Origin of the sequence: Rhodoferax sp. (assembly GCF_028714215.1) — a bacterium.
In the GTDB taxonomy this organism is placed as follows: domain Bacteria; phylum Pseudomonadota; class Gammaproteobacteria; order Burkholderiales; family Burkholderiaceae_C; genus Rhodoferax.
The window spans coordinates 1-18,381 of sequence record NZ_JAQTMS010000078.1; the positions used below are offsets into that span (position 1 = coordinate 1).

20 protein-coding genes and 1 pseudogene are annotated in these 18,381 nt (G+C 63.4%); 9 read left to right on the forward strand and 12 right to left on the reverse strand.

The window, feature by feature from the left end; genetic code table 11:
- Positions 1–53 precede the first annotated feature (53 nt).
- From PHS32_RS22770 to PHS32_RS22785, 4 genes and pseudogenes are all read right to left on the reverse strand, one after another.
- A pseudogene (locus PHS32_RS22770) lies at positions 54–239 on the reverse strand (hypothetical protein); the annotation flags it as partial.
- An 84-nt stretch (positions 240–323) separates the two neighbouring features.
- Positions 324–614, reverse strand: coding sequence for a BrnA antitoxin family protein (locus PHS32_RS22775; protein ID WP_301081738.1), 291 nt, complete (start codon positions 612–614; stop codon positions 324–326).
- The gene (locus PHS32_RS22780; protein WP_301081740.1) at positions 598–867 is read right to left on the reverse strand and encodes a BrnT family toxin; all 270 of its coding nucleotides are present in this window, start codon (positions 865–867) and stop codon (positions 598–600) included. Before PHS32_RS22780 ends, PHS32_RS22775 begins: the two co-directional genes overlap by 17 nt.
- Before the next feature lie 390 nt (positions 868–1,257).
- Complete coding sequence (locus PHS32_RS22785; RefSeq protein WP_301081741.1) at positions 1,258–2,157, reverse strand: AraC family transcriptional regulator; 900 nt, start codon at positions 2,155–2,157, stop codon at positions 1,258–1,260.
- 85 nt (positions 2,158–2,242) lie between these two features.
- Here PHS32_RS22785 and PHS32_RS22790 point away from each other — a divergent pair, with 85 nt between their 5' ends.
- Genes PHS32_RS22790 through mazF form a run of 4 tightly spaced genes read left to right on the forward strand, consistent with a single transcriptional unit; the run spans position 2,243 to position 3,787 of the window.
- Complete coding sequence (locus PHS32_RS22790) at positions 2,243–2,605, forward strand: DUF6463 family protein (RefSeq protein ID WP_301081742.1); 363 nt, start codon at positions 2,243–2,245, stop codon at positions 2,603–2,605.
- Complete coding sequence (locus tag PHS32_RS22795) at positions 2,602–3,156, forward strand: DUF2867 domain-containing protein (protein WP_301081743.1); 555 nt, start codon at positions 2,602–2,604, stop codon at positions 3,154–3,156. Before PHS32_RS22790 ends, PHS32_RS22795 begins: the two co-directional genes overlap by 4 nt.
- Before the next feature lie 47 nt (positions 3,157–3,203).
- The gene (locus tag PHS32_RS22800; protein ID WP_301081744.1) at positions 3,204–3,446 is read left to right on the forward strand and encodes an AbrB/MazE/SpoVT family DNA-binding domain-containing protein; all 243 of its coding nucleotides are present in this window, start codon (positions 3,204–3,206) and stop codon (positions 3,444–3,446) included.
- Complete coding sequence (mazF, locus tag PHS32_RS22805) at positions 3,446–3,787, forward strand: endoribonuclease MazF (protein WP_301081745.1); 342 nt, start codon at positions 3,446–3,448, stop codon at positions 3,785–3,787. The genes PHS32_RS22800 and mazF overlap by 1 nt, the downstream gene beginning before the upstream one ends.
- A 71-nt stretch (positions 3,788–3,858) precedes the next feature.
- Here the strand turns inward: mazF and PHS32_RS22810 are convergent, their stop codons facing one another.
- The 6 genes from PHS32_RS22810 to PHS32_RS22835 form a co-directional block, all read right to left on the reverse strand.
- On the reverse strand, positions 3,859–5,490 hold the full coding sequence (locus PHS32_RS22810; protein ID WP_301081746.1) for an ABC transporter substrate-binding protein: 1,632 nt from the start codon (positions 5,488–5,490) through the stop codon (positions 3,859–3,861).
- 19 nt (positions 5,491–5,509) lie between these two features.
- Complete coding sequence (locus PHS32_RS22815) at positions 5,510–6,514, reverse strand: dipeptide ABC transporter ATP-binding protein (protein ID WP_301081747.1); 1,005 nt, start codon at positions 6,512–6,514, stop codon at positions 5,510–5,512.
- Positions 6,511–7,479, reverse strand: a complete 969-nt coding sequence (locus tag PHS32_RS22820) for an ABC transporter ATP-binding protein (RefSeq protein WP_301081748.1) — start codon at positions 7,477–7,479, stop codon at positions 6,511–6,513. Before PHS32_RS22820 ends, PHS32_RS22815 begins: the two co-directional genes overlap by 4 nt.
- Before the next feature lie 139 nt (positions 7,480–7,618).
- Positions 7,619–8,548 carry an ABC transporter permease subunit gene (locus tag PHS32_RS22825; RefSeq protein ID WP_301081749.1) on the reverse strand — a complete coding sequence of 310 codons (930 nt, stop codon included), beginning with the start codon at positions 8,546–8,548 and terminating at the stop codon, positions 7,619–7,621.
- A 2-nt stretch (positions 8,549–8,550) separates the two neighbouring features.
- A complete protein-coding gene (locus tag PHS32_RS22830; protein ID WP_301081750.1) occupies positions 8,551–9,555 on the reverse strand; it encodes an ABC transporter permease subunit in 1,005 nt (334 codons plus the stop codon).
- A gap of 93 nt (positions 9,556–9,648) precedes the next feature.
- Positions 9,649–10,095 (reverse strand): SWIB/MDM2 domain-containing protein, encoded by a 447-nt coding sequence (locus tag PHS32_RS22835; RefSeq protein WP_301081751.1) that lies wholly within the window; start codon positions 10,093–10,095, stop codon positions 9,649–9,651.
- Between the two features lie 322 nt (positions 10,096–10,417).
- On the opposite strand from PHS32_RS22835, the gene rraA reads away from it, so the two are divergent.
- Positions 10,418–10,939, forward strand: coding sequence for a ribonuclease E activity regulator RraA (rraA, locus tag PHS32_RS22840; protein ID WP_301081752.1), 522 nt, complete (start codon positions 10,418–10,420; stop codon positions 10,937–10,939).
- On the opposite strand, the gene PHS32_RS22845 is transcribed toward rraA, so the two are convergent.
- Entirely contained in the window at positions 10,917–11,915 is a 999-nt protein-coding gene (locus tag PHS32_RS22845; RefSeq protein ID WP_301081758.1) for a DMT family transporter, read from the reverse strand. The two genes, rraA and PHS32_RS22845, sit on opposite strands and share 23 nt — an antisense overlap.
- A 113-nt stretch (positions 11,916–12,028) precedes the next feature.
- On the opposite strand from PHS32_RS22845, the gene speB reads away from it, so the two are divergent.
- From speB to PHS32_RS22865, 4 genes are read left to right on the forward strand one after another with little or no spacing between them, the layout of a single operon-like run.
- Positions 12,029–12,970: an agmatinase gene (gene speB / locus PHS32_RS22850; protein WP_301081753.1), complete on the forward strand. Its 942-nt coding sequence runs from the start codon at positions 12,029–12,031 to the stop codon at positions 12,968–12,970.
- Positions 12,960–14,261 carry an FAD-binding oxidoreductase gene (locus PHS32_RS22855; protein WP_301081754.1) on the forward strand — a complete coding sequence of 434 codons (1,302 nt, stop codon included), beginning with the start codon at positions 12,960–12,962 and terminating at the stop codon, positions 14,259–14,261. Before speB ends, PHS32_RS22855 begins: the two co-directional genes overlap by 11 nt.
- 11 nt (positions 14,262–14,272) lie before the next feature.
- On the forward strand, positions 14,273–15,607 hold the full coding sequence (locus tag PHS32_RS22860) for a glutamine synthetase family protein (protein WP_301081755.1): 1,335 nt from the start codon (positions 14,273–14,275) through the stop codon (positions 15,605–15,607).
- A gap of 8 nt (positions 15,608–15,615) precedes the next feature.
- Positions 15,616–16,995: an aspartate aminotransferase family protein gene (locus PHS32_RS22865; protein ID WP_301081756.1), complete on the forward strand. Its 1,380-nt coding sequence runs from the start codon at positions 15,616–15,618 to the stop codon at positions 16,993–16,995.
- A gap of 308 nt (positions 16,996–17,303) precedes the next feature.
- Here the strand turns inward: PHS32_RS22865 and PHS32_RS22870 are convergent.
- Positions 17,304–18,381, reverse strand: a 1,078-nt coding sequence (locus tag PHS32_RS22870) for a PLP-dependent aminotransferase family protein (RefSeq protein ID WP_301081757.1), incomplete at its 5' end; no start/stop codon positions are given.

Sequence of the window (18,381 nt, forward strand, 5' to 3'; positions counted from 1 at the left end):
GGCTGTGGAGATAAACGGCCACCGAAACGGTGGCACCAAGGGTTGGGGCCGCGTTAGCGACCCCGTTTTGCCGCTTTGAGCGGCTCACAATTTGAAAGCCCCCGGCTTTGCCGGGGGATGGTTACTGCGTTTGCCTGGACAGCGAGGTCAAGTTGCGTCCCCGTTCTTGCCAGCAGATCCTGTGCAAGGTCTTGCAAAGCTTCCAGTTCTTGATCACTGATGTTGGCTTTGTCATTTTTCTCAAATCCAAAAGCCGCATAGTCAGCTCACAAAGTAGATGACACGGATCGCCCGGCAGTGATGCCGGGGCGTGGGATGGGCATCTAGACCTTGCCCGTGCTCACGGCCTCACGCAGCAAGGCGTTCACACGGGTTTGCCAGCCTTGGCCGCTGGTGCGCAGCGCTTCCAGCACGTCGGCATCAATACGCATGGTCAAGGGTGCTTTGGGGTTTGCAATGCGCGGGCGGCCCATCGGGCGCATGGTCTTCAATTGCGCGTTTGTCAGAGGCTGCGCGTCCGGGTCAGACAGTGCGGCGGCTGTAATGGCGGCATCCTCAGCTTTGGTGGGCCGGATGATGGTGCGGCCCGATTTGGTTTTAAGTGTTTGCTGCATAGTGCATTACCTCTCTATCGTTTGCCTTGCGTAGGCTGATGACACGCCGCACAGTGCCACGGTCAACGAACGCCACAAAATACACGCGTTCACCAATCAGCCCCAAGGCGCTTTGGCGGGTTTCGCCGTAGCTTTTTCGGCTGTCAGCCCACACCAACGCGCCGTCCCATTCCAACTGCGAAGCCAAAGCCAACGAAACCCCGTGTTTTGCAGTGTTGGTTCTATCTTTGGTTGGGTCGAATTCGATTCGCATCGTACTTATTGTATTTGCATTAAGTGCGTTTTGCAAAGACTTTTTGCGTATGGCTGTGCACGATACCGTGCGTTGTCACTTTGATGTGGGCCAGTCTCCCAAAATCATCCGGTCGCACTTTGAATGTGACGAAGACACTGAAACAGGGTGGTTTTCGGTGGTTGACGTGGTGCAGGTGCTGACTGAAAGCTCCTATGCCAATCGGTACTGGTCTGATCTGAAGCGCAAATTGGCCCTGGAGGCAGGCTCTGAGCAACCGTACGAGAAAATCGTAAGGTTGAAGAGCCCACCAAGCCCTGGTTCACCAAGGTGGATTGGTCCAGAAATCACTCAATCGTTTGACCGGTGGCTTTGCACTATGGGTCGTGCCTGGCCACTGCCTCATTCAAACTACGTGGGCTCTGGGATTTGGGCCCACACCTGGTACAGCCAGTAGCTTTCGTGGCCGATGCATTTTTTCAATTCGCCGGGGCGCAGGCCGGTGACGCGGCGAAACTCGCGGCACAGATGGGCTTGATCGGCATAGCCGCTGTCGGCGGCGATGTCGGACCAGCTCAGGGCGTTCGCGTCGAACGCCTGGCGCGCCCGAAACAAGGACTCCTCGGCCCGGCCAATGCCGCGCAGTTGGCGCAGCGCCTGGCCGGTCCAGCGCTTGATGCGGCGGTCGACTTGGCGCTCGCTGCGGCCGCCGTCCTGTTTCTCGGCACGTTGGGCGACGCTGCTGGACCAGTCCAGAAATTGCCCGGGATGGGCTGGATCAGGTGGCCGGACCGCCTGCCAGCGCGGGGTCAAAAAATCCTCGATCAACTGCACGCGCCGGTCATCGTCCGGCGCCTCAAGCACTGCGCGCGCTATCTGCTGCCACTGGGCATCCATGACCTCGCTGAAGGGGCTGGACCGGTTCACATGCACCGCGATGTCCAGGCCGGTCAGGGCACGGATGGCGTCGGGATAAATGAACAGGGTAAAGAAATGCACCGGTCCGGGGTTGTCGCTGACCGAGGTCTGGGTGTGCGGCCCGGAGAAGATCACCGGCAGCGTCAGCGGGCCAGTTGCCGCACGCTCCAACTGGTCCAGGCGTGAGTCCCGTCCCTCGATGATCCAGGTGATGACGCAGGTCGGGGTCGGCGGAAAATGGTTGCGCCGTTCCTCCAATGTCAGGTCGGCGGCCAGGGTGCTGCGGGTCAGGTAGGCGCGGACACAGGCGGCCAGGGCCGGACTGGGTGCCAGCAACGCGCTATGCGTTGTGCCTTGTTTGCCGTGAACTTCTTTCACGATCCTGTTTGCCATGACCATCGCCGGAGTTTATCGAAGCCCCGCCCCATGTCCGAAACGTTCAAGACAAGGGGCGGCGGGATCAGGCACAGTCGAGGCCATGTCAAAAAACCTCTCCTGGATGATCTTCGCCCTGGGCGTCGGTCACATTCTGTATGGCCTGATCAGCTTCCGCGCGCCGCTGGCGGCGGCCCTGTCGGACGGCCTCTTCGATCAATTCAAGGCACACCCGGGGCGGATTGCCGCTTTCTGGTTTCTGGCTTTCGGGCCGCTGCTGATGCTGGCCGGCCAGTTGTGCCTGCATGCCGTCGCTGGCGGCGACCAGGCGACGGTCAGACTGATCGCTCGCTATTTGCTGGGCCTGGCGCTGGTGGGTGTGCTGGCCTTTCCTCGGTCGCCGTTTCTGGCGGTACTCCCGATCGCCGCGCTGTTGCTGGCGCAGGGCTACGGGCTGTTATCGTGACCGCCAGCGTTGGCGCGGCGCAAGTGCCTCCCGGCAGTGAAATCGAGCGTCAATTGCCCAGCGCCTACTTTCACGACAGCTACCAAGCCCTGTTGCCGGCGCGGGCTGCGGGCAACTCGGCACTGGAGCTGAGTTTGCAGATCTTTCTCAAGACACCCCGCTGGATCGACTTCTTGATGCGCCTGCGCAACCGCGTGGTCGGCCTGGTCGGGCTGAAAAACCTGGGCTCCTTCAATCACCTTGATCCGGGCAAGCCGGCCGGCGCCTACCGCGTGGGTGACCGGGTCGGCATTTTCTCGCTGCGCTATCTGACGGACATGGAGGTCATCCTGGCCGACTCGGACAAGCACCTGGACGTGCAGGTGTCTGTTTGCAAGCTGCTGCGCGACGAGGCTGTGCTGGTCAACATCTCCACCGTGGTGCATGTGCACAACCGGCTGGGCAAGCTGTACATGTTTTTTGTCGCGCCGGCGCACAAGGTGATTGCGCCGGCAACGCTGCGCGGCCTGCTGCGCAGTGGTGCCGGCGGCAGCATTGTCGGCAGCATTTGACAAGCTTTCTCAAGTATCTACAATGTAGATACATTTAGGAGAATGTCATGAATACCGTCATACGCAAATGGGGCAACAGCCCCGCTGTTCGCATTCCGATGTCGGTGATGAGCCTGGCGCACTTTGACCTTGAACAAAAAGTCAGCGTCACGGTCGAAGAGGGGAAAATAATCATTGAACCCCTGAAGCAGGTGTCGTACTCGCTCGAAGGGCTGCTGGCCGGCGTCACGGTCAAAAATTTGCATGCCGAAGTCGAATTTGGTGGTCCCGTCGGCAAGGAATTGCTCTGATGGCCACCCGCTACGTACCCGATTCGGGCGATGTTGTCTGGCTCGAATTTGACCCCCAAGCGGGTCACGAACAGGCGGGTCATCGACCTGCCCTGGTAGTCAGTCCGGCCAGTTACAACGGCAAGACGGGGCTCATGGTCTGCTGCCCGATGAGCACCAAAATCAAAGGCTATCCCTTTGAAGTGCTCACCTCGGTTGGCGATGTTGAGGCTGTGGTGCTTTCCGATCAAGTCAAGTCGCTGGATTGGAAAATCCGCCGGGCGAAGAAAAAAGGGAGTGTGACGGCAGAGGTGATGCTGCATGTGCGAGCCAAAATAAAAGCCCTGCTCGCGATCGGGTAATCGGCCCCTTGAATTGGCCGACAGTTAAAAAAAACCGGCTTTCGCCGGTTTTTTTTGCCTCGATTCAGCGTTTACTCCTTGATGTCCACGCCGTAGAAGCTGTGCCGGCCGAACGGGCTGAGCTTGAAGTCGATCACTTCCTTGCGCACCGGTTTGAGCTGCACCGCGTGGGCGATGGTGAACCAGGGCGCTTGCTCCTTGAAGACGACTTGCGCCTGCATGTAGAGCTTGGAGCGTTCCGCCGGGTCGCTCACGACCTTGGCTTTTTGCACCAGATCCTCAAACGGCTTGTAGCAGAACTTGGCCACATTGCTGCCGTTCGATTTGGCGGCATCGCAGCCCAGCAATGTGTGCAGGAAGTTGTCCGGGTCGCCGTTGTCACCGGTCCAGCCCATCATGCCCATCTGATGTTCGCCGTTTTGCATGCGCTTGCGGTACTCACCCCACTCGAAGCTCTTGATCTCGGCCTTGATGCCGACCTTGGCCAGGTCCGCTTGCATCAGTTCGGCAATACGCCGGGCGTTGGGGTTGTAGGGGCGCTGTACCGGCATGGCCCACAGGTCGGTGCTGAAGCCACCCGGCAGACCGGCGGCGGCCAACAGTTTCTTGGCGCCTTCCGGGTCGAACGGATCGTCCTTGATGGCGTTGTTGTAAGACCACTGGGTCGGCGGAATCGGGTTCTTCGCGGCCACGCCGGTGCTCAGGTAAACGGCGTCGATGATCGCCTGCTTGTTGATCGCCATGTTGACCGCCTTGCGCACGCGCACGTCGTCAAACGGCTTCTTGGTGGTGTTGTAGGCCAGGTAGCCGACGTTCAGGCCGGCTTGTTCCAGCACCTGAATTTTGGGGTCCTTGCGCATCGCATCCAGATCGGCCGGATTGGGGTAGGGCATCACATGGCACTCGCCTTTTTGCAGCTTGGCCCAGCGCACCGAGGCGTCCGGCGTGATGGAGAACACCAGGTCGTCGATCTTGGCCTTGCCGGCGTAGTAGTCTGGGAACGCCTTGTAGCGGATCAGGGCGTCTTTCTGGTACTGCACCAACATGAAGGGCCCGCTGCCGATCGGCTCCTGGTCGATCTTCTCGGGCGTGCCGGCCTTCAGCATGGCATCGGCGTACTCTTTCGATTGGATGCCGGCGTATTCCATGGCCCAGCCCGACAGGAACGGTGCCTCGGGCTTGTTCAGCGTGATCTTGACGGTCAGGTCATTGACCTTGTCGACCGACTTGATCAGCTTGTCCATGCCCATGTCGTTGAAGTAGGAGTGATTGGAACTGGTGACCTTGAAGTAGGGGTTGCTTTCCTTCCACTGGCGCTCGATGGCAAAAATGATGTCGTCGGCGTTCATGTCGCGCGTCGGCTTGAAGTTCTTGTTGCTGTGCCACTTGACGCCTTTGCGCAGGAAGAAGGTGTATTCCTTGCCGTCGGGCGACACCGTCCAGCGCTCGGCCAGGCCCGGCACGACCGCGGTGCCGCCGCGCTCGAAGTCGACCAGACGGCTGTAGATCTGGCTGTTGGCATCGAACGAGGTACCGGTGGTGTTGATGCCGGGATAGAAGTTCTCCGGGCTGCCTTCCGAGCAGAACACCAACGTCTTGGCGGAGACCGGCGCCAGCGCCAGCAGCGCCGGCAGTGCCAGCGCGCACAGCAGCGAACGTTGGGTCGAGAGTTTTCGACCGCCACCTGATTTCGATTGATTCATCTTTTGGACTCCTCTTGGGTTAATGCTGCGACGCAGCGGGTTGGGTAAATTGTTCGGCCTCGTGGCACGCCACCTGGCGTCCGGCGAGTTCGCGCAGTACCGGGCGTTCCACCAGGCAGCGCGGCGTGACGCTGGCGCAGCGGGTGGAAAAGACACAGCCGCTGGGCGGGTTCAAGGGTGACGGCAGTTCGCCCTTGAGCACGATGCGTTTTCGGGTCGGACCGCTGCCCATGATACCGGGGGTGGAGGCCAGCAGCGCCTGGGTGTAGGGATGAAGTGGTTGCGCGAACAAGGTCTTTTTCTCGCCCTGCTCGACCGCGTGGCCAAGGTACATGACCATCACGTCGTGGGCAATGTGGCGCACCACGCCAAGGTCGTGCGAGATGAACAGATAGGCCAGACCCAGTTCCTGTTGCAGGTCGGCCAGCAGGTTCAGTACCTGCGCCTGGATCGAGACGTCGAGCGCCGAGACCGGCTCGTCGGCCACGATCAGGGAGGGCTTGAGCATCAGCGCGCGCGCAATCGCGATACGCTGGCGCTGGCCGCCCGAGAACATGTGCGGGTAGCGCTCGTAGTGCTCCGGGCGCAGCCCCACCAGCGCCAGCATGGCGCGCGCCTGTTCGGTGCACTCGGGCGCCGACAGTTGGGTGTTGATCTGCAGCGGCGCCTCCAGAATGGCGCCGATCTTCTTGCGCGGATTGAGCGAGCCATAAGGATTCTGGAACACCAGTTGCACGGCGCGGCGCAGCGCGTGGCGCTCGGGCGTTGGCGCGTTGACCACGTCGACGCGGTTGAGCAGCAGCTGGCCCAAGCTGGGCGTCTCGATCAGGGACACCATGCGCGCCAGTGTCGACTTGCCGCAACCCGATTCACCCACCACCGCCAGGGTCTTGCCGGGCTGCAGGGTGAAGGTAACGCCACCCACCGCTTGCAGGTGTTCTGCGGCGTGAAAAAAGCCGCGGCCGATTTTGTAGACCTGGCGCAGATCGCGCGCCACGACGACGGCATTGGCGGCGGTGCTCATGCTTTGGACCCCAAGGGAAATTGGCAGCGCACCATGCCTTGTTGCCAGTCGCGCAGGGCCGGGCGCTGCGCGCGGCAACTGTCCTGCGCATAGGCGCAGCGCGGCGCGAACAGGCAGCCCGGCGGGCGGTCGTACATGCCGGGCACCATGCCGGGGATGGTGGCCAGACGGGTCAGGCCGTCGCTGCGTTCCGGCAGCGCCGCCATCAGAGCTTCGGTGTAGGGGTGCTGCGGCGTCGCAAACAGGTCTTGCGCGCTGCGCTCCTCCATGATTTGCCCGGCATACATCACCGCCACCCGCTGCGCCATCTCGGACACCACGCCCATGTTGTGGGTGATCAGCACCAGCGCCATGCCACGGTCTTTTTGCAGGCTTTGCAGCAAGTCCAGAATTTGCGCCTGGATCGTGACGTCGAGCGCCGTGGTCGGCTCATCGGCGATCAGCAACTTGGGGTTGCAGGCAATCGCCATGGCGATCATGACGCGCTGGTTCATGCCGCCCGACATCTGGTGCGGAAAGTCCTTCAGGCGGCTCTCGGGCGCCGGAATGCCGACCTGTTCCAGCAACTCGATGGAGCGTTTGTGGGCCGCGCGGCTATCGAGTTTCAGATGCAGTTTCAAGGTCTCGGCCAGTTGAAAGCCGACCGTGAAGCAGGGATTCAGGCTGGTCGTGGGGTCCTGGAAAATCATCGCCACGTCCTTGCCGGTGAGCTTGCTGCGCTCACTGCTGGAGAGGGAGAGCAGATCGTGGCCGTCAAAGCGCAGTTTGTCCGCTGTCACGCGACCGGGGTAGGGCACCAGGCCCATCAGCGCCATCATGGTGACGCTTTTGCCCGAGCCGGACTCGCCGACGATACCCAGCACGTCACCGACATCGAGCGACAAACTGACGCCATCGACGGCGTGCATGACCGCGTTCTTCGAGGGAAACTCGACCGACAGGTTTTCTATTTCAAGCAGAGCCATTACTTGTCATTGCGGACTTGATCCGCAATCCATGTCCCCTGGGTGCCTGGATCCCCCCGGATCGGAGTCCGGGGCAGGCTCCTCAAGTCCGGGATGACGCTGGGGTGTTTTGAGTTTGCATTTTCCACGGGAATATTTCTCAACGCTTCAGTTTGGGATCGAACGCGTCACGCAGACCGTCGCCCAGCAGGTTGAACGCCAGCACGGTGATCAGGATCGCCAGACCGGGGAAGGTCACCACCCACCAGGCGCGCATCACGAATTCGCGCGCATCGGCCAGCATGGTGCCCCATTCGGGCGAGGGCGGTTGCGCGCCCAGGCCCAGAAAGCCCAGCGCCGCGGCGTCCAGGATGGCGGTCGAGATGCCCAGCGAGGCCTGCACGATCAGCGGCGCGGTGCAATTGGGCAGCACTTCATTGAACATCAGGCGCAGATGGCTGGCACCGTTCATGCGCGCCGCCGTGACATAGTCCTTGGCCATCTCGCCGATGACGGCGGCCCGCGTGATGCGCACGTAATGCGGCAGCACCACCACCGCCACCGCCAGCATGGCGTTCATCAGGCCAGGCCCCAGAATCGCCACGATGACGATCGCCAGCAGCAGGCTGGGCAGGGTCAGGATGATGTCCATCAGGCGCATCACGGCGATCTCGAAGATGCCGCGGAAATAGCCCGCCGTCAGGCCCAGAACGGTACCCACCATGACCGACAGCGCCACCACCGCCAGGCCGATCGCCAGCGACAGGCGGGCGCCGTGGATCAGGCGCGACAGGATGTCGCGGCCAATGGCATCGGTGCCCAGCCAGTGCGCGCTGGAGCCGCCGAGCTGCCAGGCCGGCGGTTTGAGAAACACGGCGGAGTCGGTCAGGTCGGGCGCGTAAGGTGCAATCAGCGGTGCCAGGGCGGCCATCAGCAGCACCAGCACCACAATCACCAGGCCCGCCACGGCGCCGTGGTTGGCGCTGAAGTAGCCCCAGAACTCGCGCCACGGGCGCGGCGGCTCCAGCGCTTCGTCGACCGTTTCCAAAACCGTGGTCTTGCTGCTTGCGAGGGTCGCTTGGCCAGCCATGCTCAGTGCCTTATCTTCGGGTTGATGATGCCGTAGGTCACGTCCACCAGCAGGTTCACCAGCATCACGATGACGCCCAGCAGCAGCATGCCGCCTTGCAGCACCGGATAGTCGCGCCGGCCAATGGCTTCTATCATCCATTTGCCGACGCCGGGCCAGGAGAAGATGGTCTCGGTCAGGATCGCCCCGGTGAACAGCACGCCCACCTGCAAGCCGATGACGGTCACCACCGGGATCAGCGCATTGCGCAGGGCGTGCAGCGCCACCACGCGCAGATTCGACAAGCCCTTGGCACGGGCGGTGCGGATGTAGTCCTCACCCAGCACCTCCAGCATGGCCGAGCGCGTCATGCGGGCGATCACCGCCAGCGGATTGGTGCCCAGCACGATGGTCGGCAGGATCAGATGGGTGGCGGCCGACCAGAAGGCGCCCTTGTCGCCCGCCAGCCAGGAGTCGATCAGTAAAAAGCCGGTGATCGGCTGGATGAAGTACTTGACCGCGATGCGCCCGGATACCGGGGTCAGGTCGAACTGCACCGAGAACAGCAGGATCAGCAACAGGCCCCACCAGAAGATGGGCATCGAATAGCCGGTCAGCGAGACCCCCATGACACCGTGGTCCAGCACCGAGTTGCGCTTGACCGCGGCCAGAATGCCGGCCGGTATGCCCAGCAGCAGGGCAAACAGGATGGCCGACAAGGCCAGTTCGATGGTGGCCGGGAACAGTGCCAGGAATTCATTCAACACCGGTTCGTGGGTAATGATGGAAGTGCCCAGATCGCCTTGCAGAACGCGGCCGATGTAGATGCCGTACTGCACCAGCAGCGGCCGGTCCAGCCCGTATTCCTTGAGCAGGACGGCGTGCCGCGCAGCGTCGATGCCGCGCTCGCCGGCCAGGGTTTCGATCGGGTCGCCCGGCACCAGGCGAATCAGGCAGAACGCCACCAGCGTCATGCCTATAAACGTCGGAACGATCAGGCTGAAGCGGGTTAGAAGAAAACGCAACATGGTTGGCGGATTTTTGTCGAAACTCGGGCGCCATCATGCCAGAACAAAAAAGGCCGACTTACGCCGGCCTTTGTGCTAAGCAGCCAGGGCCGCTTATTTGAGGTGCTTGCCAATCAGGCCAGCCATCTCGAACATGGACACTTGGGCCTTGCTGAAGATTTCCTTCAGTTTGGCATCGGCGTTGATCATGCGTTTGTTGACGGCGTCTTGCAGCTTGTTCTTCTTGATGTAAGCCCACAGCTTGCTCACGACTTCGGTGCGCGGCAGCGGGTTGGCACCCACCACGGCAGCCAGAGCGGCGCTAGGCGTCAGGGCTTTCATGAAGGCTGCATTGGGCGTGCGCTTTTTGGCGGGCGCTTTTTTCGCAGCTACCTTTTTGGCGGGAGCTGCTTTCTTGGCGGGGGCGGCCTTTTTAGCGGGGGCTGCCTTTTTCGCCGGAGCCGCTTTCTTGGCCGGAGCCTTGGCGGCTACTTTTTTGGCGGGTGCTGCCTTTTTTGCGGGTGCAGCTTTCTTTGCCGGAGCTTTGGTTGCAGTTGCCATGATTTATTGTCCTTCTAGAAGTTGATTAATCACCAGCGAAAAACTGCTTCTTCACTGGCAATGCGGATGCTACTGGAGAATTTGCCCGTTTCCTAGCGAAAAAATGTTTATTTCATTGGAGCGTGTTGTTTTTTTCACAGGGAATTTCAGTGCTTTTCCCTCTGAAAACGCAATGCGGCGCGCAGCGGCCGCGGCAAATGGTTCATGCAGTGCATCAGATGCGGCCATCAAGACCGCGTCAGGACAGGCTATTTTCGGTTCCTGTCGGCAGCGCCACAGGCTGGTGGCGGCCTACAATTTTGGCAACCCAAGGAACACGATCATGACCGCCTCATTTGCCACCTGCGACCTGTGCGATGCCCACAAGAACGATGCGACCGGTGACTTCCGGGTGCTGCCACCGCTGTTTCGCGACTTTGCTGCGGTGCGCAAATTCTGCGGTCCGGTGGTCACCGTCAAGTGCTTCGAGGACAACTCGGCGGTCAAGGCGGTGCTTGATGCCAGCGGTTTCGAGCAGACGCCGGCGGGCCGGGTCGGCAAGGTGCTGGTGGTCGATGGCGGCGCCTCCTTGCGGCGCGCTTTGCTGGGTGGCAACCTGGGCCTGGCGGCGCTGAAGAACGGCTGGGCCGGCGTGCTGATCGACGGCTGCGTGCGCGATGTTGCCGAGTTGGCCCAACTGGCGCTTGGCATTCGGGCCCTGGCCAGCATGCCCATGCCGACCGAAAAGCGCAATCAGGGGCAAACCAACATCGCCGTGCAGATCCAGGGCGTTTGGGTCCGTCCCGGCGACTGGCTCTATGCCGACGAAGACGGCGCGCTGCTCAGTGCCCGGCGTCTGACCTGACCTTGGCTGGATTGGGACTGTGGCGCGCCGGCAGCGTCGCCAGCACGACGCCCAGCAAGGCGATGCCGAAGGCCAGCAGTTGCACGCCACGCAGCGTTTCACCCAGCGCCAGCACGCCCACCGCCGCGCTGGCGAGCGGCAGCATCACCGTGAAGACGCCGGCTTGCGCCGCTGGCACCGACTTCAGGCCGGTCATCCAGAGCCAGACGGTCCAGACGCTGGCCGCCAGCGCGTAGAACACCAGCAGCAGCCAGATCGAGGCCGACACGCTGTGAAAATCGAATTTCAAGGCCCAGTAGAGGCCCATGGGCGTCATCAGCGCGAAGCCCCATAGGTTGATCAGCGCCGTGATGCGTTTGGGTCCCAGGGCGCCGGTGAGCTTCTTGCCGATGACCGCGTAAGAGGCCTCGCAGACGACCGCGCCAAAGACCAGCAGATTGCCCCACAAGCTGTTGTGCGACGACGGATCGGGCGCCAGGCCCGCTTCCTGGGGCGTGGCCGGCGCCGCTTTCGAGAATGCAAACAAACCTATGCCGACAGCGGCGCAGGCAATCGCGGCCCAGACCCGCAGGCTGATGCGCTCGCGCAGGAACAGCCAGCTCAGCAGCGCCACCATGGCCGGAATCGCCGCCATGATGACGCCGGCCGAGATCGCGCTGGTCAGGCTGACGCCGTACAGCATGCAGATGGAGAACAGGAAATTGCCCAGGAAAGACTCCAGGAACACCAGCTTGCGGGTGGCCGGCGTCAGCGCCGGCTCGCTGGCCGGCTTGATCAGCCAGTGCGGCATCGCCAATGCGCCTATGCCAAAACGCAGCCAGGCCAGCAGCATCACGGGCAGGGCGGCCACCAGGGGTTTTGAGAGGGCGACGTAGCTGCCGACCAGCGACATGCTGAGGGCCAGCAGCAAATAGGCCAGCAGACGGTTGGGGGTGCGTTGCAAGGTATTTTGAAAATTGAAGTTCCAGCCCGGCATCATGCCTGAGGCGCGCCGCGGCCGCAGTGGCTTCTCTTGCAAGACCCAAATTGGCACCAATGCGGGGCACCAAGTTGAGGTACCTTCAGGCTCCACCAAAGAGAGGCATCCCGATGAGCATGGGTCAATTCGCATACGCCAACAACGGCAACCGGTTTCTGGCCGTGTCCGAACTTGCCGATCAGGCTTTCGCCCTGGTTGGTGTACCTTTTGACGGCGCCGTCACCAATCGACCCGGGGCCCGCTTCGGACCGCAGGAGATCCGGCGTGCCAGCCTGATGCTGTGCGATGGCTTGCATCCCTGGTTTGGCGTCTCGCCGATTGGCCATCTGGGCGACGCGCTGGGCCTGCGCCTGCCCAACGCCTCGCCGCTGGCCGAAGTGCGTCGCCAGATCCAGGTCCAGGCCGCGGTGTTGATGGCCAGACACCATTGCGTTTTTCTCGGTGGCGATCATTCGGTGACCTTGCCGCTGTTGCGTGCCGCCCGGGCGCAGCATGGTGAGCTGGCGTTGCTGCACTTCGATGCGCATTGCGATACCTGGCAAGACCATTTTGGCGAACCGTCCGGCCACGGCACCTGGACTTACGAGGCCATCGCCGAGGGTCTGGTGAGCCCCCGTCACACGGTGCAGATCGGGCTGCGTTCCAGCGGCGAACGCGCGGCCCGCGAGTATGTGCAGGACCAGGGCGGCCTGATCTTCACGGCCCGGCAATTGCGCGGGCTCGATGGTGCCGGCTTGCAGCCTGTCATTGCCCAGATAGTGAATCGCATCGGTAACCGGCCCTGTTATTTGACGCTCGATATCGACTGTCTGGACCCGGCGTTCGCGCCCGGCACCGGCACGCCGGAGCCGGGGGGCCTGAGCAGCTCGCAACTGCTGACTTTCATTGAGGAACTGGCGTCGCTGAACCTGATCGGCATGGACTGCGTCGAGGTGGCGCCGGCTTACGACCACGCCGAACTCACCAGCAACGTCGCCGCCACCCTGGTCTGGACTTATCTTTGCGGCCAAGTGGCCAAACATCTTAAAGGGAGAGTGGGCCATGTTGCTTGACTCGGACACCCAACTGAATCAAAAAAGTTATTACGAAGCCAGCGTCACGCGTGCCGCGGCGCAGCCGCCGCTGCAAGGCGCGCTGGACGCCGATGTGTTGGTGGTGGGCGCCGGTTATGCCGGTTTGTCGGCGGCGATCGAACTGGCGCAGCAGGGCATGAGCGTGATCGTGCTGGAGGCGGATCGGGTTTGCAGCGGTGCCTCCGGTCGCAACGGTGGCCAGGCGATCGTCGGTTATTCCAGCGGCCAGGGGCCGTTCGAGCAGCAGCTCGGCAAGGCCGATGCGCGGCTGGCCTGGGACATGACGATCGAGGCCGTCAAACTGATCGATGAACGCATTGCGCAGTTCAAAATCGACTGCGACCGGGTCTCGGGTTACCTCTACGTCGCCGATTCGCCGCGCAAGGCGCGCGCGCTGGAGGCCGACATGAAATCCTTGCAGCGCGACTACGGTTTTGCGTCCGATTTCGCCAGCGGCGCGGATACCCAGCGTCATATCCGCTCGCAACGCTATTGCGCCGCCGCCTTCGAGCCGGTCTCCGGCCATCTGCATCCCCTGAAATACGGGCTGGGACTGGCCGACGCGGCGCGTTCGCTGGGCGTCAGGATCTTCGAGCATTCGGCGGTGCTGGACATCCAGCGCGGTGCCCGTCTGCAAGCGCACACGGCGAGCGGTGTCGTCAGCGCCCGCTTTGGCGTGCTGGCCGGCAATTGCACCCTGGGCGAGTACGGGCCGCGCGTGGCGCCCGACATCACGCCGCGCATCATGCCGGTGGGCACCTACATGGTGGCCACGGCGGCGCTCGATCCGGCCCTGTGCCGGCAACTGATTCCCAGCAACGCCTCGGCCTGCGACAACAACTTCATCCTCGATTACTTCCGCTTCAGCGCCGACCACCGCATGCTGTTTGGCGGCCGCGTCAGCTACACCACCATGACGCCGCGCAGGCTCAAGGAACTGATGGCCGCACGCATGCAGCAGGTGTTTCCGGAATTGAAGGACGTTCCGATCGACTACGTGTGGGGCGGTTTTGTCGACATCAGCATGAACCGCGCGCCCGACTTCGGACGGCTGGGCGACAACCTGTATTACCTGCAGGGATTCAGCGGGCACGGCGTGGCCCTGACCGGGCTGGCGGGCCGCCTGGTGGCGCAGGCGGTGGCCGGCCAGGCCGGACGCTTTGACTTGTTTGCGCGCCTGCGGCACCGCGAGTTTCCCGGTGGTGCCTTGTTGCGCATGCCCAGCCTGGTTCTGGGGACGTTGTTCTATCGCTTGCGCGACGCTTTCTAGCCGGGCTCCCCATGGACCAATCGATTACCCAACTGCTGAGCCAGCACCGCATCCACGAAGTGGAGTGCGTGATTCCCGACATGACCGGCATCGCCCGCGGCAAGATCCTGCCGAAGGACTTGTTCCTGAGTGCCGGCGAGATGCGGCTGCCCAAAAGCGTGCTGCTCAATACCGTCAACGGCCAGCAGCCCGACAACGGACCGCATGTCGGCGACACCGACCCGGACATGCTGTGCCGACCCGACGCCGCCACCTTCCGCGTCGTGCCCTGGGCCGCCGAGCCGGTGGCGGTGGTCATCCACGACTGCTTTGAATGGGACGGCTCGCCGGTGGCGCTGTCGCCGCGCGCCGTGCTGCGCCGGGTGCTCGACCTGTACACGCAGCGCGGCTGGCGCCCCGTGGTGGCGCCCGAGATGGAGTTCTACCTGGTGGCGCGCCAGCAGAATCCGCACGAGCCGCTGCAGCCGCCGATCGGGCGCACCGGCAAGCCGGAGGCCGGACGGCAGAGCTATTCGGTCGACGCGGTGAACGATTTCGATCCCTTCTTCATGGAGCTGTCGACTTTTTGCGGCGTGCATAAATTGGGCGTGGAGACCCTGATCCACGAGGCCGGCGCCGGCCAGATGGAGATCAATTTCACGCACGGCGAGCCGCTGGAACTGGCCGACCGCGTGTTCCTGTTCAAGCGCACGGTGCGCGAGACCGCGCTGCGCCACGGCATTTTCGCCACCTTCATGGCCAAACCGATGGAGACCGAGCCCGGCAGCGCCATGCACATCCACCAGAGCATCCTCGATGCCGACGGCCGCAACCTCTTCAGCCAGCAGGACGGTAGCGCCAGTGCGGCCTTCTTTCACTACATCGCCGGCTTGCAGAACTATCTGCCGCAGGTGATGCCGATACTGGCCCCTTACGTCAACTCGTACCGGCGTCTGGCGCCCCACATGTCGGCGCCGACCAATGTGCGCTGGGGCTACGACAACCGCACCTGCGGCATCCGCATTCCGAAGTCGGCAGCGCAGGCGCGGCGCGTCGAGAACCGCGTGCCGGGCGTCGATGTGAATCCCTACCTGGCCATAGCAGCGACGCTGGCCTGCGGCTATCTGGGCATGCTGGAAGGGCGCCAGCCGGCCGAACCGGTGGCCAGCAGCGCCTGGAACATGGCGCATGAACTGCCGCGCCATCTGGAGGACGCGATCGAGCTGCTGCGCGCCTGCACGCCCATGCGCGAGCTGCTGGGCAGTCACTTTGTCGATGCCTTCTGCGCCGTCAAGGAACTCGAATTCGGCACCTACAACCGTGTCATCAGTTCCTGGGAACGGGAGCATTTGTTGTTGCTGGTTTGAGCTGCGCCATGGCCAACGATTCAAACCCAAACCGCAGCGGCGTCGATGGCGCGCGCGCCCAGGTCCTGCTGCAAACGGAACGCGCCGCTTTCATTGCCCGCAACCCACACTCCGGCGCGCTGGCCCAGCGCGCCAGCCAGCACCTGCTGTTCGGTGTGCCGCTGCACTGGATGAACGACTGGGGCACGCCGTTTGCCTTGCAGGTGGCACAGGCGGCCGGCGCGCACCTGCTGGACGCCGACGGTCATGATCTGAGCGACTTCTGCCTGGGCGATACCGGTGCCATGTTCGGCCACTCGCCGACCCCGGTGGCGCGCGCCGTGGCACGCCAGGTGGCGCACGGCATCACCGCCATGCTGGCCGGCGCGGATGCGGCGGCGGTCGGCGAATTGCTCAGCCAGCGCTTCGGTCTGCCCTACTGGCAGTTCGCCATGACCGCGTCGGATGCCAATCGCTTCGTGCTGCGCTGGCTGCGCGCGGCCAGCGGCCGGCGCAAGCTGATTGTTTTCAACGGTTGTTACCACGGCACCGTGGACGATGTCTTCGTCGATCTGGAGGAGGGCCATCCGGTGCAACGGAGCAGCCTGCTGGGCCAGGTGCACGACCTGACTGCCAACACCGTGGTGGTGGAGTTCAACGATCTTGTCGCACTGGATGCGGCGCTCAGCCAGGGCGATGTCGCCTGCGTGCTGGCCGAGCCGGCCATGACCAACATCGGCATGGTGTTGCCCGAGCCGGGCTACTGGCAGGCGGCGCAGGCGCTGATCCGCCGGCATGGCGCGGCACTGGTGCTGGACGAGACCCACACCATCAGTTGCGGCCCCGGCGGCTACAGCGGCGCCCACGGCCTGCAACCCGATGCCATGGTGCTGGGCAAGCCGGTGGGCGGCGGCGTGCCCTGCGCGGTGTACGGGTTCAGCGCCGAGTGGGCCAGGCGCGTGGTGCAGGCCAAGCACGACGCGCCAGAGGGCCACTCGGGCATAGGCACCACGCTGAGCGGCAACCTGCTGGCCATGGCGGCCATGCGCGCCACCCTCGGCGAGTTGATGACGGCGCCCGTCTATGCGGGCATGCTGAGCACCGCAAGCGCGTTGGCCGAGGGTTTGCGCGAGGTCATCGCGCGCCGCCGCCTGCCCTGGTGCGTGACGCAACTGGGCGCACGCACCGAGTTCCAGTTCCGCGCCACGCTGCCGCGCAACGGCAGCGAAGCCGGCGCCGCGCTGGACCCTGAACTGGAGCACCTGATTCATCTGGCGCTGCTCAATCGCGGCGTGCTGATCACGCCGTTTCACAACATGATGCTGGTCTGTCCGGCCACCACGGCGGCCGATGTGCAGAGACTGCTGGTTGCCTTCGACCAGGTGTTGGCCAGGATAGCCGTCGCTTGAGCTCAAGCGTCTGTGGCCCGAGGGCGCCGGGGTGGGTAGCTCCGCGAATGTCCCCCGGCCTGCGGCCTCCGCCTTTATTTCGCTACGCTACCCACCCCAGCGCCCTCGGCAGCGGCGTTGGTGGTTTGCGCCGCTCGCACGCCAACCCGGCATGAAAGATCAGGTTGGTGGGGCGCTCGGCGCAGGTAAAGGAGGAGCCCGCAGGGCGGGGGACACGGAGCTGAGTGCCCCGCCAGCCTGATCCACCCGCCATGCCGAACGAGGTTTGGCATGTCACCACTTCGGGAAAGAGCCATAAGCCAAAATTGTTAGGCTTTGAGCCGCTCCAGCGTCTCGGAGACGGCACGAGCCAGCAGCGGACCGCAGCGCTCGATATCGGCCAGCGTGGCATAGCCGTAGCCGATCACCAGACCCTTGGCATCCTTGCGCTCCAGGCAGTAGGCTGAGAGGGCGCGCACCGTCAGACCCAGGCGCGCAATGCGCTCGGCCAGCGCCTTGTCGTCGACCACCCCGGGCAGCCGCAGACACAGGTGCAGGCCCTGCTCGGCACCGGTGATCTGGGCATGCTGACCCAGACACGGCTGCAGTGCCGCGAGCAGACAGCGCCGACGCTCGGCATAGCTCTGGCGAGCCCGGCGCAGGGCGCTGGCGAAATGCCCCATCTCGATGAACTCCGCCAGGGCCGCCTGCAGCGGCATCTGGCCCGGACGATTGAGGTCGTAATGGGCTTGCTTGAACGCCGCCACCAGCCCCTTGGGCACCACCAGATAGCCCAGCTTCAGACCCGGGTACAAGACTTTGGAAAAAGACCCCATGTAGAGCACCCGCTCATCGGTGTCCAGACCCGCCAGGGACGAGATGGGCGGCCCGCTGAAACGGAACTCGCTGTCGTAATCGTCCTCCAGAATCCAGGCCTTGTGCTGCTTGGCGAGCGACAGAATCTGATGCCGCCGGGCCAGCGACATGACGGCGCCGGTGGGGTACTGGTGCGACGGCGTCACATAAATCAGACGCGGCGGCGCCGCTTCGTCCTGCGCTTGCGGTGCAATACCGTGCTGATCGACCGCCACCGGATGGAGCTTCAGACCGGTGGCCATGAAAGCCTTGACGGCGCCCCAGTAGGCCGGGTCCTCCAGCCAGACCGTATCGTTGTGATCGGCCAGCAACTGGGCGCACAAATCCATGGACTGCTGGGTACCGCTGGTGATGATGACCTGCTCGACCTCCAGCGGCACGCTGCGAAACACGCGCAGGTAGTCGGCCACCGAGCGGCGCAGCGGCGCGTAGCCACCGGAGTAGCTGTAGTCGAGCATATCGGGGTAAGTCATGCGCCAGTGCTTGTTCTGCAGACGCTGCCAGAGCGCCACCGGGAAGGCGCTGAAGTCC